The sequence below is a fragment of the Anaeromassilibacillus sp. An250 genome (assembly GCF_002159845.1).
GTDB classification, from domain to species: domain Bacteria; phylum Bacillota; class Clostridia; order Oscillospirales; family Acutalibacteraceae; genus Anaeromassilibacillus; species Anaeromassilibacillus stercoravium.
Genome location: NZ_NFJK01000003.1, coordinates 38,429 through 52,681 on the forward strand (window position 1 = coordinate 38,429; position 14,253 = coordinate 52,681).

Below are 14,253 nucleotides of genomic sequence, written 5' to 3' on the forward strand. Positions count from 1 at the left end.
AGAGGCAGACTGAACGTTAGATTCATAAATACAAAAAGTTGGCGTTTTCCACTACATTTTAAGTGGAGAAAACGCCAACTTTTTGTATTGTTAATTATGCGGAATTTCCATAAATCAAATGTGTGCTAATAATTATTCTTGCTCCCGATAGTTCCCCAAAAAGGAGAACCGAGGCAGCTCGTCGCTCAGGGCGGCGATCAAATTTAAGGTATGCGGTTCCTGCGCGTTGCCGGTAAAGTCGAGATAGAAATCGTACTCGAAGGTCTTGCCCGGGATTGGGCGGCTCTCGATTTTGGTGAGGTTCAAGCCGGCGGTGGCGAAGCGCGCCAAAACGCTGTGCAGGGTACCGGTCCGGTGGGGAAGGGAAAAGCACAGGCTGATCTTATTGGCCCCCTCTGGGATAAACATATGCCGGTTGATGGCGATGAACCGGGTGCAGTTGTTTGCGCTGTTCTGGATATCCTTCGCCAGGATGTGCAGGCCGTATTCCTGTGCGGCGGATTCCGAGCAGATCGCCGCAGTACCGGGGGTGCGCTCCTTGGCCACTTTCTGTGCAGCAGCAGCGGTGGCGGAACAGGGGACGGTCTGGAAGCGGTATTGTGCGATGAAATTGGAACATTGCGCCAGCGGCTGCGGATGGGAATACGCCAGATGGATCTCGGAAATCGGGCATTCCTGCGCGGCGGCCAGGCAGTTATGGATGTGGAGCGTTTCCGCTGCCACAATGTAGAAACGGTAACGCAGGATCAGGTCGTACACCTCGCTGACGGAACCGGCGGAGGAATTTTCCACCGGCAGCACACCGAGGTCCGCCCGGCCGTCGGCGACAGCGGCAAAAATCGCAGCAAAGTTATCAAAAAAGAGCGGCTCGGCACCGGGATAGAGGTGTTTGACGGCTTCATGGGAAAAAGAACCGCTGACCCCCAGACAGGCGATGCGCTCCGCGCGCGCAGGCGCATGTTCGGCATTCTGAACAAGCTCCCGGAGTTCGGCGCCGCTTCCCAGCAGGTTGTGTTGCAGGGCGCGGCTCATATCCATTAGATTGGAATAGAGGATGCGCGCTTCGCCCGCGTATTCGCCCGCATGTTGGGCCATATTGTCCAAGATTTCCTGTTCGCGGTTTGAATTGAGGACGGGCAGATGCTGCTCCCGTTTGATCTCCGCCACCTGCTTTGCGCAATCCATGCGCTTCAAAAAGAGCGGCAGCAATTGCTGGTCGATGGCGTCGATTTCCTTGCGGACTTCCTCCAGAGTCATGCGCGCCAACCCCCTTCCGATTTCCCGCCCGTGAGAATCCCATCGAAATTCATCAGGGCGATGGCTGCTGCGGATTCCACGACAGGCACCGCGCGGGGCACAATGCAGGGATCGTGGCGGCCATGCACGGAGAGGATTTGGTTCTCTCCCGTTTGCAGGTTCACGCTCTGCTGATTTTGGCTGATGGAGGCGGTCGGCTTGACCCCCACGCGGAACACCATGGGCATACCGGTGGTGATGCCGCCCAGGATGCCGCCGGCGTGGTTGGTGGATGTTTTGACCTTGCCATCGGCGTCAAAATAGAACGGGTCGTTGTTCTGGCTGCCGCGCAGCGCGCAGGAACCAAACCCATCCCCGAATTCCACGCCTTTGACAGCGGGGATGCCAAATAGGATGGAGGACAGCACCGGTTCGATTCCACCGAACAGTGGACCGCCAATCCCGGCGGGTAGTCCAGTGACCGCGCATTCCACAATGCCGCCCACACTGTCCTGCGACATGCGCGCATCTTCAATCAGGGCGGCCATCGCTTCCTTTTTGCCCGCGTCGATCACCGGGAAATAGGTGGTGGAAAGCGTCTCCAAGAGCTCCGCGGGGATGTCCACCGGATCAAAGAGAGTATCCTGAATCTGCGCCACGGACGCCACATGCCCGCCGATGCGGATGCCGCGCCGCTCCAAAATCTGGCGGCAGATCGCGCCGGCAAACACCAGGGGGGCAGTTAAGCGTCCGGAAAAATGACCGCCGCCGCGGATGTCGTTGAAACCGTGATAATGCAGATAGGCGGGATAATCGGAATGCCCCGGGCGCGGCACATCCAGCAGATTGCCGTAGTCCTGGGACCGGGTGTTGGTGTTTTCAATTACGGCGCAGAGCGGAGCGCCGGTTGTGGTGTGGTTGAGAAGACCGCTCATCACCTTTGGAAAATCGCTCTCCTTGCGCGGGGTCGCGGACTTGTCCTGCCCCGGCGCGCGGCGTTTCATTTGCGCGAGGACCGCATCCATATCGATCGGTTCCCCGGCAGGCAGGCCGTCGATCACAACGCCGATGGCAATGCCATGGCTTTCCCCAAAGATGGAAATGCGGACCATTTCACCCCATGTTGATGACATCTGCTTTACCTCCCAATCGGTTGTAATCTTCAAAAAAGGCGGGGTAGCTCTTGCGGATGCTCTCCGCGTCGGAAATGGTGACCGGGCCGTCCGCCCGGAGCGCGGCGATCGAGAGCGCCATCACCACCCGGTGGTCGTTGTACCCGTCCACCTCGCCGCCGTGCAGCAATTCCACGCCGTCAATCAGCAGGCCGTCCGGCGTCTCCTGTACCTGTGCGCCCAACCGGTTCAGGCCGTCGGCCATGGCTGCAAGCCGGTCGCTTTCTTTGATGCGCAGACGGGCGGCATTGTAGATGCGGGTGCGCCCCTTGGCAAGCGCGGCTGTGGCGGCCAAAATGGGGACCAGGTCGGGAATTTGTGCGGCGTCGATTTCCATTCCGTATAAATTGTTCGACTTAATACAAAGCGTTTCGCCTTTCCAGGCGCATTCCGCGCCAAATGCGGCAAAAAGCGACTCCGCGGCACGGTCGCCCTGCGTGGATTCACGCTTGAGGCCGCCAATGGAAAGCGTCCCTCCCAGGGTGCCCGCCGCGAGAAAGAACGCCGCCTGGGACCAATCGCCCTCCACGGAAAAGGGGCGCGCCCGGTAGCGCTGCCCGCCCGGAATACGCCAGCCGTTGTCCAATGGATCGACGGTCACGCCGAAGGCCCGCATCGCCTCCAGGGTCATGTCCACATAAGCAGCGCTTTCCAGCGGGGAGGAGAGGCGGATCGTGCTTTCCCCCGCCAGGAGCGGGCACGCCAGCAGAAGTCCGGTGATGAATTGGGAACTAATATTTCCAGGAAGTATAAATTCTCCCGGTTTTAACGTTCCGTTGATCGATAGTGGAAGTCCGCCCTCTGTGTGGCAGGATACCCCGTGCGCGGGGAGCACGTCGAGGTACACGCCGATGGGACGCTCCGGCAGGCGGCCGTGCCCAGTGAAGGTTGCCTCCATGCCGAGGGCGGCACAGATGGGGATCAAAAAGCGCAGGGTTGACCCGCTTTCCCCGCAGTCGATTTCCGTTGGACTCTGCGGGGCGTTGCCACCGGTGACCCGCCAGGTCCGCTGTTCCTCCAAAATGTTGGCGCCGAGTGCCTGTGCCGCCTGCGCGGTCACGTGGATGTCGTTGGAAACAGCGATCGGGGAGAGGATGCTCTCCCCCTGCGCGAGTGCGGCGCAGAGAATGGCGCGATGCGCCGCGCTTTTGGAGCAGGGCACGGAAACCGTCCCTTGCAAGGTGGAGGGGTGGACAATCACTTTACTCATTGCAGCCCTCCGCAAGCGCCGCCAGGTCGCTGCGCGCCACCTTATGGACAAAACTTTCGCCGATGTCCTTCAGCAGCACCAGGTTGATGGAGGAACCCGTACTCTTTTTATCCGAAGCGGTCGCCTCAACAATCTGAGAAAGCGGGAGATCGCTGTGTACCGGAAGGTGGTATTTTTCCAGGGCGGCCGCAATTTTATCCGCGGTGCCCGGCGCGGTGAATCCCGCTTTTTCCCCCAGCCGCGCCATCATGACCATGCCGATGCCGACCGCCGCTCCATGGGAGAGCCCCTGGTACTGGTGCAGCTTTTCCAGCGCGTGGCCGAAGGTGTGGCCGAAGTTTAGCAGCGCGCGCTCGCCGGTGTCGAATTCGTCGCGCTCCACCACGTCGCGCTTGATGTCCACACAGCGGTAGATGACGTCCTCCATGATGGAGGTGATGTCCTCTGTTTCTATTAGTAGGTCGAAGAGCGCGCGGCTTTTGATGCAGCCGTATTTGATGACCTCCCCCATGCCGTCCGCGAAAAAGTGCGGCGATAGGGTGTTGAGCGTGTCCGGGTCGATCAGCACAAAGGAGGGCTGCCAGAAGGCGCCCACCAGGTTTTTCCCCTGCGGCAAGTCGACGCCGGTTTTGCCGCCCACAGAGGAATCCACCTGGGAGAGCAGGGTGGTTGGCACCTGCACAAAGGGGATGCCACGCAAATAGCTTGCCGCGGCAAAGCCCGCCATATCCCCGGTGACGCCGCCGCCCAGCGCAACGGCAAAGTCGCTGCGGGTGATATGGGCCTGGGCCATATGGCCATAGATGCCTTCGATGGTGGAAAGGCGCTTCGATGGTTCTCCCGCCGGAAACGCGCAGCTGGTCACGTCAAAACCCGCGTTGCGCAGGGAGGTGGAGACACGCTCCAGATAGAGCGGCGCAACATGGGTGTCCGTGATAACGACCGCTTTTTTGCCAGGGGCAAACAGGGAGGCGCAATAGGCGCCGAGTTGGTCCAATGCGCCGCGTTCGATCCGAATCGTATAGCGCTTGGAGGTATTGACCGTCAGTTCCATTTATTCGCCAAGCCTTTCTTTGATAAGTCTGCCCTGGCGCAGTAAGCCGCGCAGAGCGTCCGCGTCGCGCTGCTTGACAGCCTCGCTGATGCGGGTGATATTGTCGATCAGGATGTCCAATTCCCCGGTCAGCGCGTCGGCATTGTCGAGGAACAGTTCTGTCCAGAGTACTTCGTTGATGCGTGCCACGCGCGATACATCGCGGTAGCTCCCGGCGGAAAACCCATTGTGCTGGGGGCAGCAGGGACTCATTACATAAGCGCAGGCCAACACATGGGGGAGCTGCGAAGTGTATGCGATCATGGTGTCGTGATGCTCCGGTGTGGTCACGACCGTCCCGCCGAAGCCCAATTCGATGGCGAGCGCTTTTAGGGTGTCCACCGCGCGCTGCGGCGCGCCGCAGGGAACCAGGATATAGCTTGCGCCATCGAAAAGGTCTGCGTCGCTGGCGGCAAAGCCGTTCTGCTCCTTGCCCGCCATGGGGTGGCCGCCGACAAATGTGAAGCCGAACTGTTCCGCCAATTGCGGCAGATGGGCGCAGATTTCCCGCTTAATCCCGCAGGTGTCCGTCACGATACAGTGGGGCGAGATTTGGCTGCCGTGCGCCTGGATAAAGTCGATGTCCGCCTGCGGATACAGGCAGAGGTAGAGGATGTCCGCCTCCCGCAGCTCCTTTTCCCCGGCGACGCCGTCGATTGCCCCGCTTTTCAAGGCTGCATCCAAGACGGCCGGGTCGCGGTCCATCCCGCTGACGCTGCATTCGCTGTACTTTTGAAAGGCTTTGGCCAGGGAGCCACCGATCAGGCCAAGCCCAATGATCACCACGTTCTTTTTCATGAATCCATACGCCTCTTTCCGCAAAAACGCCGTTTGCCCGCCCTGGAGAAACTCCAAGAGCAGCTTGCAAACGGCGCTTTTGCCGCTGTAGTACGATGTTGTACAGCGTTAGTATAACAAAAATTTGATGCCCCGTCCAGATTGACAAGGAGGGGATACGAACGCTGTCCCGCGAGGCCGCCGGCCTGCCTTCCGGGAAAATCCTCTTTGGCAGGCCGGACTTCGCTTGGAATTATGCGTTCAATTTGGAGAGGGCGTCCTTTGTGCGGAGCACATGGTGAGCCACACGGTCGAATTGGTCCGGGGTGAGGGACTGCGCGCCGTCGGACAGGGCTTTTGCGGGGTTGTTGTGTACCTCGATGATGAGGCCGTCTGCACCGGCCGCCACAGCCGCCATAGCCAACGGCTCGACCAGCCATGCGATGCCGGAGGCGTGGCTGGGATCTACCACGACGGGCAGATGGGACAGCTTTTTGAGGATCGGAACCGCAGAGATGTCCAGCGTATTGCGGGTGTAGGTTTCATAGGTGCGGATGCCGCGCTCGCAGAGAATGACCTGGTCGTTGCCGCCAGCCATGATATACTCCGCGCTCATCAGGAGTTCTTCGATCGTGTTGGACAGGCCGCGTTTGAGCAGGATGGGCTTATTGATCTTGCCCAGCGCCTTGAGCAGCTCAAAGTTCTGCATGTTGCGCGCGCCGACCTGGATGATGTCCACGCCCTCTTCCTCGAAGAGCGGGATATGCCCGATGCTCATGATCTCCGTCACAATCGGGAGCCCTGTCTTTGCCTTGGCTTTTTTCAGGAGCTCCAGGCCCTCGGCCTGCAAGCCCTGGAAGGAATAGGGCGAGGTTCTGGGCTTGAACGCGCCGCCGCGCAGGAAGGTTGCGCCGGAGGCCTTTACGCGCTCGGCCACTTCGCAGATCTGGGCCTCTGTCTCAACGGAGCACGGGCCGGCGATCAGGGCGAGGTTGCCGTCGCCGATCTTCTGGCCGGTGGGCAGGGTGATGACGGTGTTGTCCGGGTGGAACTTCCGGTTTGCCTTCTTGTAGGGTTCCTGCACGCGCTTGACGCTCTCTACAAAGTCCTGTGCGGCGATATAGTCGATATCGATGGAAGTGGTGTCGCCAAGCAGGCCGAGCACCGTGCTCTGCGTGCCGACCCAGGTGTTGACCTTGACGTTGTATTCCTGTGTGAGGCTGTCCGTAAATTTCTTGACCTGCTCCTCAGGACAATTTGGCTTCAAAACAATAATCATGCTGATACCCTCCAATTTTTTCATGTAAGATTTGTGGAAAATAAAATAGGCGGAGCTGCGCGATGCAGCTCCGCCTATGAGAAAAACAGCCAGGTTATTTTACAATACAGGGGTGTTGGCTATTCCTACTCCGGGAGTTGTCACCGCAAAGATTGCATGCGTAAAAATCCCACGCCCAAAAGAAGCGGGGATAGCCAAAACCTGTAAATCGTGCGGTTTTTGCAATCTTAAGCATGATGGAACTCCTTCGTCGGAAAAATCTTGTAAGTATCATAATACGTCGGAAAGCGTTTGTCAAGAAAGAATTCTTTCCAATTTGCAGGAATTTTTTTGTTTGTTGCAGGAAACAAACTTTCTCCGTGCGGATTTTTGCGTGCAAAAGGGCTTATCCGAGCCGTTTGACCTGCTCCAATACCCGCCCGGCCACGCGGTCCGCGCCGCCGGAGCCGTCGACAATCACGTCCGCCGCCGCGCAATAGGCGGGAAGGCGCTTGCGGTATAGATCCGCCACGACCTTTTTGCGGTTCGGCTTTTGCAGCAGGGGGCGTGCCGTGTCGTTTTTCAAACGCTCCTGAATGAAGCCGATGGGGGTGTCCAGCAGGACCGTTACGCCGCTTTTGCGGAAGATTTTGACGTTTTGTGCGCGCAGGAGCGTGCCGCCGCCCGCGGCGATCACCAACCCCCTGCGGCCGGCCAGCTCCCGCGCCGCATCGGTTTCCATGCGCCGGAAGGTTTCCTCCCCGTCCTGCGCGAAAATGTCCGTGATGGTCCGGCCTTCGCGCTGCTCGATGTAGTCGTCCATATCGATGAATTCCATGTGCGCTTTTTGTGCTAGGCGGCGGCCCACAGTGGTTTTTCCGCTGCCCATAAACCCGCATAGGATGATGTTCTTGGGTTTCTGTTTCATGCGAAGATCCGCTCCATTTCCTCAACTGCCTCGCGGCACAGCGCATCGATGTCCGATTCCCGGAAGGTAGCGCCATACCAGATTTCGTGCGCAGCGGCCGCCTGCCCCACCAGCATGCGCATGCCGCCGACCGTCTTCGCGCCATTTTCTTTGGCCAGGCGCAGCAGCATGGTTTGGTCGGGGTTGTACACCGCGTCGAATACCGCGGCACAGTGCGCCAAAACCCCGGCGGAGACCGGCGAGGCGTCCGCGTGGGGATACATGCCGACCGGCGTGCCGTTGACAAGGAGGTCAAAACCACCGGAAAGCGCGTCCAGCCTTGCGACGGAGAGACGGCCTTTGCGCCCCTGGTTTTGCAGGACTTGCTCCAACTCGTTGCAGAGCGCCTGCGCTGCGGGCAGGCTGTGTTCCCGTGCGGCAATGGTGATATCCGGTTCCTGCGCGGCGTCCAGGGCTTCAAAGGCCATCACACGCGAGGCGCCGCCCGCCCCTAGGATCGCGATGCGGCCGGTAAGCGGTACCCCGGCGCTCTCCAACGCCCTTGTGAAGCCCGCGCCGTCGGTGGTATAGCCGGTCAGCCGGCCGTTTTCATTCTTGACTGTATTGACGGAGTGAAAAAAGGCCGCTTTTGCATCCAAATTGTCCAAATGAGGAATGATCGCCTGTTTATGGGGAATGGTGATGTTAAACCCGGAAAACTCCCGAAGGCGGGGCATGGAAGATTCGAGTTCCTCCGGGGAGATATCGAGTGCGTGGTAGGATACTGCCCCGCATCCATTGCTTAGAGCGAACAATTTATTGTGAATAAAGGGGGACATGGTGTGCCCAATTGGATGCCCAATCACAGCAAAGCTGCGGGCAGGAAGGTTGGTTTCGATACAATTGATTTTCTCATTCATGGCAAACTCCTTAGAAATCCCGGCTTTTCGGGGAAATGGAAAATCCTTAAAAAACTTTAAGAATCATATTGACAAAGCGGAGGATTGCTAATAATATGTTGTTAAGCAATACGGGCCGCCAGTGCTTTTAAGGCGTCCGGGGCAATTGTATCACATCTGGCGCTGCTTTGTCCATATTTTCGCCGGCGGCGTAACAGCGGCGCTTTTTGTATGTTGATTCACACAAATTCAGAAGGAGGAAAAGACATGGTTCTGGAAAAGGTAAAGGCGATTCTGAGCGAGCAGTTCGATGTGGAGGAGGATTCGATTACCGCCGACACGAGCATCGCGGACGATTTGGGCGCTGATTCCTTGGACGTTGTCGATTTGCTGATGTCTATTGAAGACGAGTTTGAAATCGAGATTCCCGACGAGGAAATTGACAACATTAAGACGGTAGGGGAACTCGTCAAGTACATCGAAGACCACGTTAACCCGTAACCCGCTCCTGACTCAAAATCCGCCGTGCACCGCACGGCGGATTTTTTACTTGAAAAGAAGGTTCCCTTCTTATATAATGAAAGTTACGATATGGAATGTTTTTCAGTAGAAAACGCCGGACACGCTTGAGGTGATAACGATGGATCAATTGGATGCGCTGGCGTTGGCAGGGCAATGCCTGTTGGGAGTTCTCGGCTTTATGGCGCTGATCGGGCTGGCGTTGCTGCTGGTCAATTGGATCGGGCGCAGGCGCGGGGAAAAGACGGACGCGCCGGCCTCCCAGAACGCCGGGGACACGGGCGAAACTGCCGGACACAAAACCATAGAACAATCGACCAAGAAGGATAAAGGGGAGTAAACGAACAATGGCGGATCAAAAGAAGATGGTAGAGGCAATCACCCCCATGGAGGAGGACTTTGCCAAGTGGTATACCGATATCGTCAAAAAAGCGGAACTGATGGACTACACCAGTGTGCGCGGCTGCATGGTGATTGAACCGTATGGGTTTGCGCTGTGGGAGAATATCCGTGACAATCTGGATGCGCGCTTTAAGGAGCTGGGGCATGAGAACGTCTCCATGCCGATGTTCATCCCGGAGAGCCTCCTTCAGAAGGAGAAGGACCACGTCGAGGGTTTTGCGCCCGAGGTGGCTTGGGTGACGATGGGCGGCAACGAGCAGCTGGAAGAGCGCCTTTGCGTGCGCCCGACTTCCGAAACGCTGTTCTGCGACCACTATGCGCGCGTGATCCACTCCTGGCGCGACCTGCCGAAGCTGTACAACCAGTGGTGCAGCGTTGTGCGTTGGGAGAAGACCACCCGCCCGTTCCTGCGCAGCGTGGAGTTCCATTGGCAGGAGGGCCACACCATGCACGAGACGGCCGAGGAAGCCATGGCGGAGACGGAGCAGATGCTCAAAGTCTATGCAGACTTCTGTGAGAACGACCTCGCCATCCCGGTCATCAAGGGCCGCAAGACGGACAAGGAGAAGTTCGCGGGCGCGGAGGCGACCTACACCATCGAGGCAATGATGCACGACGGCAAGGCGCTGCAGAGCGGCACGAGCCACTATTTTGGCGACGGCTTTGCCCGCGCGTTTGGCGTGACCTTCACCGGGCGCGACAACTCCATCCAATATCCGCATCAGACCTCCTGGGGCATGAGCACCCGCATCATCGGCGGCATCATTATGACCCACGGCGACAACAACGGCTTGGTACTCCCGCCCGCTGTGGCGCCGATCCAGGTGATGATTATCCCGATCGCCCAGCACAAGGAGGGCGTGTTGGAGAAGGCGGGCGAGCTGCTTGCGCGCTTGAAGAAGTCCTTCCGGGTGCGCATGGACGATTCCGAGCAGTCCCCCGGCTGGAAGTTTGCACAGTATGAGATGAAGGGCGTGCCGCTCCGTTTGGAGATCGGGCCCAAGGATATTGAGAAGAACCAGTGCGTCCTGGTGCGCCGCACGGACCGTGAGAAGGTCTTTGTGCCGCTGGATCAGCTGGAAACCGCCATTGCGGAGCAATTGGAAATTGTGCGCAAGACGATGTATGATACGGCGCTGGCCCGCCGTGAGTCTATGACCTATACGGCTACGACGTTGGACGAACTCAAGGAGATCGCGGAAAACAAGCCGGGCTTCATCAAGGCGATGTGGTGCGGGGACCAGGCGTGCGAGGAGAAGCTCAAGGAAGTTGCGGGCGTATCCTCCCGCTGCATGCCGTTTGAGCAGGAACACCTCGCGGATACCTGCGTGTGCTGTGGGAAGCCCGCAAAGACCATGGTCTACTGGGGCAAGGCGTATTAATCAATAACAAACCGGCCCGCTGTGGAGGCGGACTGGCTGCACGGGGAGGAAGATGAGAGCCATGCGCAAAGCTGCTGCAATGGAAACGGGGACCAAATATAAATCCAAGATTGACCGGGCGTTTTACATCAAAGTGCTGGTGACACTCCTGTTGGGCATCGGCCTTTTGGTATTCTATTTCATTTTCCGCAACGTCATTGTTGGAATTCTCGGGACATGGATGTTTGTAGCGTTGCTGCTGATCTTCCTTCCGGAGTATCGGAGTACATATTACATCATCCGCGACAACGGCCTGCTCGTCAAAAACGGCTTATTTGACAAGGTGACGATCCTGTACCGCCAGATGATGGAGGTTGCGGAAGAACAGGGGGAAGCCCGCCACGGGTCCTCCAAGGTTGCTTTGAGCAAGGACCGCCTTTACATCCGCTACCGTGTGAAAAAGAAAGAGTATTGGATGGCGATTTCCCCGGAGAACAAGGAGCAATTCCTGGAGGAGATCCAGGAGAAGCGCATCGCGATGCCGAACCGCAAACATCTGGCGGAAGCAGCGGAACAGCAGCGGGCGCTGGAGGGGACTGCGGCCCAAGAAGAGAAAACCGAGTGAATCCAAAAGCCCTTCCCGCAGGGGGCAAATAAGGACAATGGGATCAAAGGGCTATTGCGGAGATGGATCTGGCAATAGCCCTTCTTCTATTTTATTATGTGGGGAAATCAAAGGTCGAAAGGGGGAGAGGATTTGAAAAACGGATGGTTTGGTTTGGCGCTCCTCTTCAGCGTGCTTGGCGCAGTGGGAGTTGCTTGCCAGAAGTTAAGTAGGCCTCCGAAGATCCACAATGCGCAGGGACAAGCCGTCACCGTCATCGGCGGGACGGATGGGCCGACGGCAATCGTTGTGGCAGGGCATGGCCGCCCGTCCCTTTGGTGGACGGTTTGGGTACACGCCTGCATCGCCGTTTCGAGATGGGCGCGATTCCGTGCCCGGTGGAACCGCCGGAAAAGGCGATGAAATCGCGGGTTATTGCCCTTGTGGGCCGCTTTTGGAGCGAAGCAACTCCCTTTTTGGGGCGTTCTGGAAGATATAGGCGAAATAGCCAAAAAATTGCAGGAAAATTCTTGCAAAAAAGAGAAGATAAGTCTTGCTATTTGGGGACCTATATGGTATTATAATCTAGCATGACTGCGACAGATATGCGTTGAAGCGGGAGGTTGCGGCTGAAACACGCCGGTTTTTCCGTGGAGTATGTCCGATTTTAAACCGGGCGACAGATATTTTGAGCATGCGAAGGGCTTGGGTTGCAATTGCGCCCTTTTGCGCTCAGACGTTTTTGCCTACACCCGGATACATCTTGCAAAAGATGATCCGGTTTTTCAATGCCGGTTGAAGAAACACCCGGCGCCGTGTTAGGATTTAAAACGCCGCCCGCCAACTACAATAAGGAGGCGATTCAAGTGGCAGTCAAGGAAAAAATCAGGATCAGAATCAAGGGGTACGACCATCAGCTGGTTGACCAGTCCGCAGAGAAGATTGTGCAGACGGCGAAACGCACGGGCGCAAGAGTTTCCGGACCGGTGCCGCTGCCGACCGAGAAGCAGATCATCACGATCCTGCGTGCGGTCCATAAGTATAAGGACAGCCGTGAGCAGTTCGAAATGCGCACCCACAAGAGATTGATCGACATTCTCAGACCTTCCAACAAGACCGTTGAGGCTTTGATGGGTCTGGAACTCCCCGCAGGCGTTGAAATCGAAATCAAACTCTGATTTTAACCTACCAGCGGTCGAGGTCAAGTTGGCGCGAGCCAACCAATAACCTGTACAGGAGGTAAAATAATGCAAAAAGGTATTATCGGCAAGAAGATCGGCATGACGCAGATCTTCGACGAACACGGGAAAGTGGTCCCGGTAACCGTCATCGAGGCGGGTCCCTGCGTGATTTCGCAGAAGAAAACCGTTGAAAACGACGGCTACGCAGCAGTCCAGATGGGCTATGGCGACATGAAGGCGCACAAGGTCAACAAGCCGATGCAGGGTCATTTCGCAAAGGGCGATGTCGCTCCGAAGAAGGTCCTGCGCGAGTTCCGTCTGGAAAACACGGATGCCTACAATGTGGGCGACCTCGTCAAAGTCGACGTCTTCGCGGCTGGCGACAAGGTGGACGTGTGCGGCACCAGCAAAGGTAAGGGCTATGCCGGCGGCATTAAGCGCTGGAATTTGCACCGGCTCAAGGAAACCCATGGTTCCGGTCCTGTTGCCCGCCACGCTGGTTCCAACGGCGCATGTTCCGATCCGTCCAGAGTGTTCAAGGGCAAGCATCTGCCCGGCCACCTCGGTGCGGAGAAGGTCACCGTCCAGAACTTGACCGTCGTCAAGGTGGACGTCGAAAACAACCTCATCGCCGTCAAAGGCGCAGTACCGGGTCCGAACGGCGGCACCGTCGTGATCCGTGACAGCGTGAAGGCGTAAGGGAAGGAGGATTTGGTATGCCTACAGTAGCAGTACTCGATATGGCTGGCAAGGAGATCGAAAAGATCGACCTGTCCGAGTCCGTATTTGGAATTGAGCCCAATGTGAGCGTGATGCACGACGTGGTTAAGAATTACCTCGCCAACCAGCGCCACGGCACACAGTCGGCACTGACCCGCGCTGAGGTTTCCGGCGGCGGCAAGAAGCCGTGGAGACAGAAGGGCACCGGCCATGCCAGACAGGGTTCCACCCGCGCGCCCCAGTGGACGCACGGCGGCATCGTGTTTGCGCCGAAGCCGCGCAGCTATCGTTATACTTTAAATAAAAAGGTACGCCGTCTTGCAATGAAGTCCGCGCTCTCCAGCAAGGTTGCCAGCAGCAACATGATCGTGCTGGATAAGATCGCACTGGACGAATACAAGACCAAGACCATTGCTAACATGCTTAAGGCAATCGGCTCCGAAAAGAAGACGCTGATCGTTCTGCCCGAGCTCAACAGCAAGGTGGTTGCTTCCGCAGCAAACATCCCGGGCGTGAAGACCGCAATGGTGAACACCTTGAACGTCTACGACATCCTCAACGCCGACAAGTTCGTCGTTGTGAAGGACGCCGTCTCTCAGATTGAGGAGGTGTATGCATAATGGTAGCACAGGACATCGTCATCCGCCCCATTATCACGGAAAAAAGCATGGCCGGTATCGGCATGAAGAAGTACACCTTTGAAGTCGCAAAGAGCGCGACAAAGGTTGACATCAAAAGAGCGGTAGAAGAGCTCTTTGGCGTAAAGGTCAGAAAGGTCAACACCCTGCATGTGCGCGGACATCTCCGCCGCCAGGGAAGAACCGAGGGCTACACTCCTTCTTGGAAGAAGGCCGTCGTTACCCTGACCGAGGACAGCAAGTCCATCGAATTCTTTGAAGGTATGATGTAAGAAG

The 14,253-nt window shown here is 57.4% G+C and carries 17 protein-coding genes; 9 read left to right on the plus strand and 8 right to left on the minus strand.

The features are described 5' to 3' along the window. Positions 1-132 precede the first annotated feature (132 nt). The 8 genes from B5F54_RS03250 to aroE all read right to left on the minus strand — a co-directional run bounded on the left by B5F54_RS03250 (position 133) and on the right by aroE (position 8,573). Positions 133-1,257 (minus strand): bifunctional chorismate mutase/prephenate dehydratase, encoded by a 1,125-nt coding sequence (locus B5F54_RS03250; RefSeq protein ID WP_087230464.1) that lies wholly within the window; start codon positions 1,255-1,257, stop codon positions 133-135. Further along, positions 1,254-2,369, minus strand: coding sequence for a chorismate synthase (aroC, locus tag B5F54_RS03255; RefSeq protein WP_087230467.1), 1,116 nt, complete (start codon positions 2,367-2,369; stop codon positions 1,254-1,256). Before aroC ends, B5F54_RS03250 begins: the two co-directional genes overlap by 4 nt. Next, positions 2,350-3,618, minus strand: coding sequence for a 3-phosphoshikimate 1-carboxyvinyltransferase (gene aroA / locus B5F54_RS03260; RefSeq protein WP_087230470.1), 1,269 nt, complete (start codon positions 3,616-3,618; stop codon positions 2,350-2,352). The genes aroC and aroA overlap by 20 nt, the downstream gene beginning before the upstream one ends. After that, complete coding sequence (gene aroB / locus B5F54_RS03265; protein WP_087230473.1) at positions 3,611-4,672, minus strand: 3-dehydroquinate synthase; 1,062 nt, start codon at positions 4,670-4,672, stop codon at positions 3,611-3,613. Before aroB ends, aroA begins: the two co-directional genes overlap by 8 nt. Next, positions 4,673-5,509 carry a prephenate dehydrogenase gene (locus B5F54_RS03270; protein WP_087230476.1) on the minus strand — a complete coding sequence of 279 codons (837 nt, stop codon included), beginning with the start codon at positions 5,507-5,509 and terminating at the stop codon, positions 4,673-4,675. Between the two features lie 232 nt (positions 5,510-5,741). Then, positions 5,742-6,767 carry a 3-deoxy-7-phosphoheptulonate synthase gene (gene aroF / locus B5F54_RS03275; protein WP_087230479.1) on the minus strand — a complete coding sequence of 342 codons (1,026 nt, stop codon included), beginning with the start codon at positions 6,765-6,767 and terminating at the stop codon, positions 5,742-5,744. Between the two features lie 385 nt (positions 6,768-7,152). Then, a complete protein-coding gene (locus B5F54_RS03280; RefSeq protein ID WP_087230482.1) occupies positions 7,153-7,674 on the minus strand; it encodes a shikimate kinase in 522 nt (173 codons plus the stop codon). After that, positions 7,671-8,573, minus strand: a complete 903-nt coding sequence (aroE, locus tag B5F54_RS03285) for a shikimate dehydrogenase (protein WP_087230485.1) — start codon at positions 8,571-8,573, stop codon at positions 7,671-7,673. The genes B5F54_RS03280 and aroE overlap by 4 nt, the downstream gene beginning before the upstream one ends. A 246-nt stretch (positions 8,574-8,819) precedes the next feature. Here aroE and acpP point away from each other — a divergent pair, with 246 nt between their 5' ends. The 9 genes from acpP (at position 8,820) to rplW (ending at position 14,249) form a co-directional block, all read left to right on the plus strand. Further along, positions 8,820-9,053 (plus strand): acyl carrier protein, encoded by a 234-nt coding sequence (gene acpP, locus B5F54_RS03290; protein WP_087230487.1) that lies wholly within the window; start codon positions 8,820-8,822, stop codon positions 9,051-9,053. 139 nt (positions 9,054-9,192) lie between these two features. Further along, on the plus strand, positions 9,193-9,411 hold the full coding sequence (locus B5F54_RS03295; protein WP_087230490.1) for a hypothetical protein: 219 nt from the start codon (positions 9,193-9,195) through the stop codon (positions 9,409-9,411). A gap of 7 nt (positions 9,412-9,418) precedes the next feature. Further along, entirely contained in the window at positions 9,419-10,855 is a 1,437-nt protein-coding gene (gene proS, locus B5F54_RS03300; RefSeq protein ID WP_087230493.1) for a proline--tRNA ligase, read from the plus strand. Between the two features lie 61 nt (positions 10,856-10,916). Further along, positions 10,917-11,459, plus strand: coding sequence for a PH domain-containing protein (locus B5F54_RS03305; protein WP_172749533.1), 543 nt, complete (start codon positions 10,917-10,919; stop codon positions 11,457-11,459). Between the two features lie 132 nt (positions 11,460-11,591). Continuing rightward, positions 11,592-11,861 carry a hypothetical protein gene (locus B5F54_RS03310; RefSeq protein WP_087230500.1) on the plus strand — a complete coding sequence of 90 codons (270 nt, stop codon included), beginning with the start codon at positions 11,592-11,594 and terminating at the stop codon, positions 11,859-11,861. 443 nt (positions 11,862-12,304) lie between these two features. Next, positions 12,305-12,616 carry a 30S ribosomal protein S10 gene (gene rpsJ, locus B5F54_RS03315; RefSeq protein WP_038325938.1) on the plus strand — a complete coding sequence of 104 codons (312 nt, stop codon included), beginning with the start codon at positions 12,305-12,307 and terminating at the stop codon, positions 12,614-12,616. A gap of 69 nt (positions 12,617-12,685) precedes the next feature. After that, positions 12,686-13,318, plus strand: a complete 633-nt coding sequence (gene rplC / locus B5F54_RS03320; protein WP_054324015.1) for a 50S ribosomal protein L3 — start codon at positions 12,686-12,688, stop codon at positions 13,316-13,318. 17 nt (positions 13,319-13,335) lie between these two features. Continuing rightward, positions 13,336-13,959, plus strand: coding sequence for a 50S ribosomal protein L4 (gene rplD, locus B5F54_RS03325; RefSeq protein ID WP_087230503.1), 624 nt, complete (start codon positions 13,336-13,338; stop codon positions 13,957-13,959). Then, the gene (rplW, locus tag B5F54_RS03330; protein ID WP_087230506.1) at positions 13,959-14,249 is read left to right on the plus strand and encodes a 50S ribosomal protein L23; all 291 of its coding nucleotides are present in this window, start codon (positions 13,959-13,961) and stop codon (positions 14,247-14,249) included. Before rplD ends, rplW begins: the two co-directional genes overlap by 1 nt. The last annotated feature ends 4 nt before the right edge of the window (positions 14,250-14,253 follow it).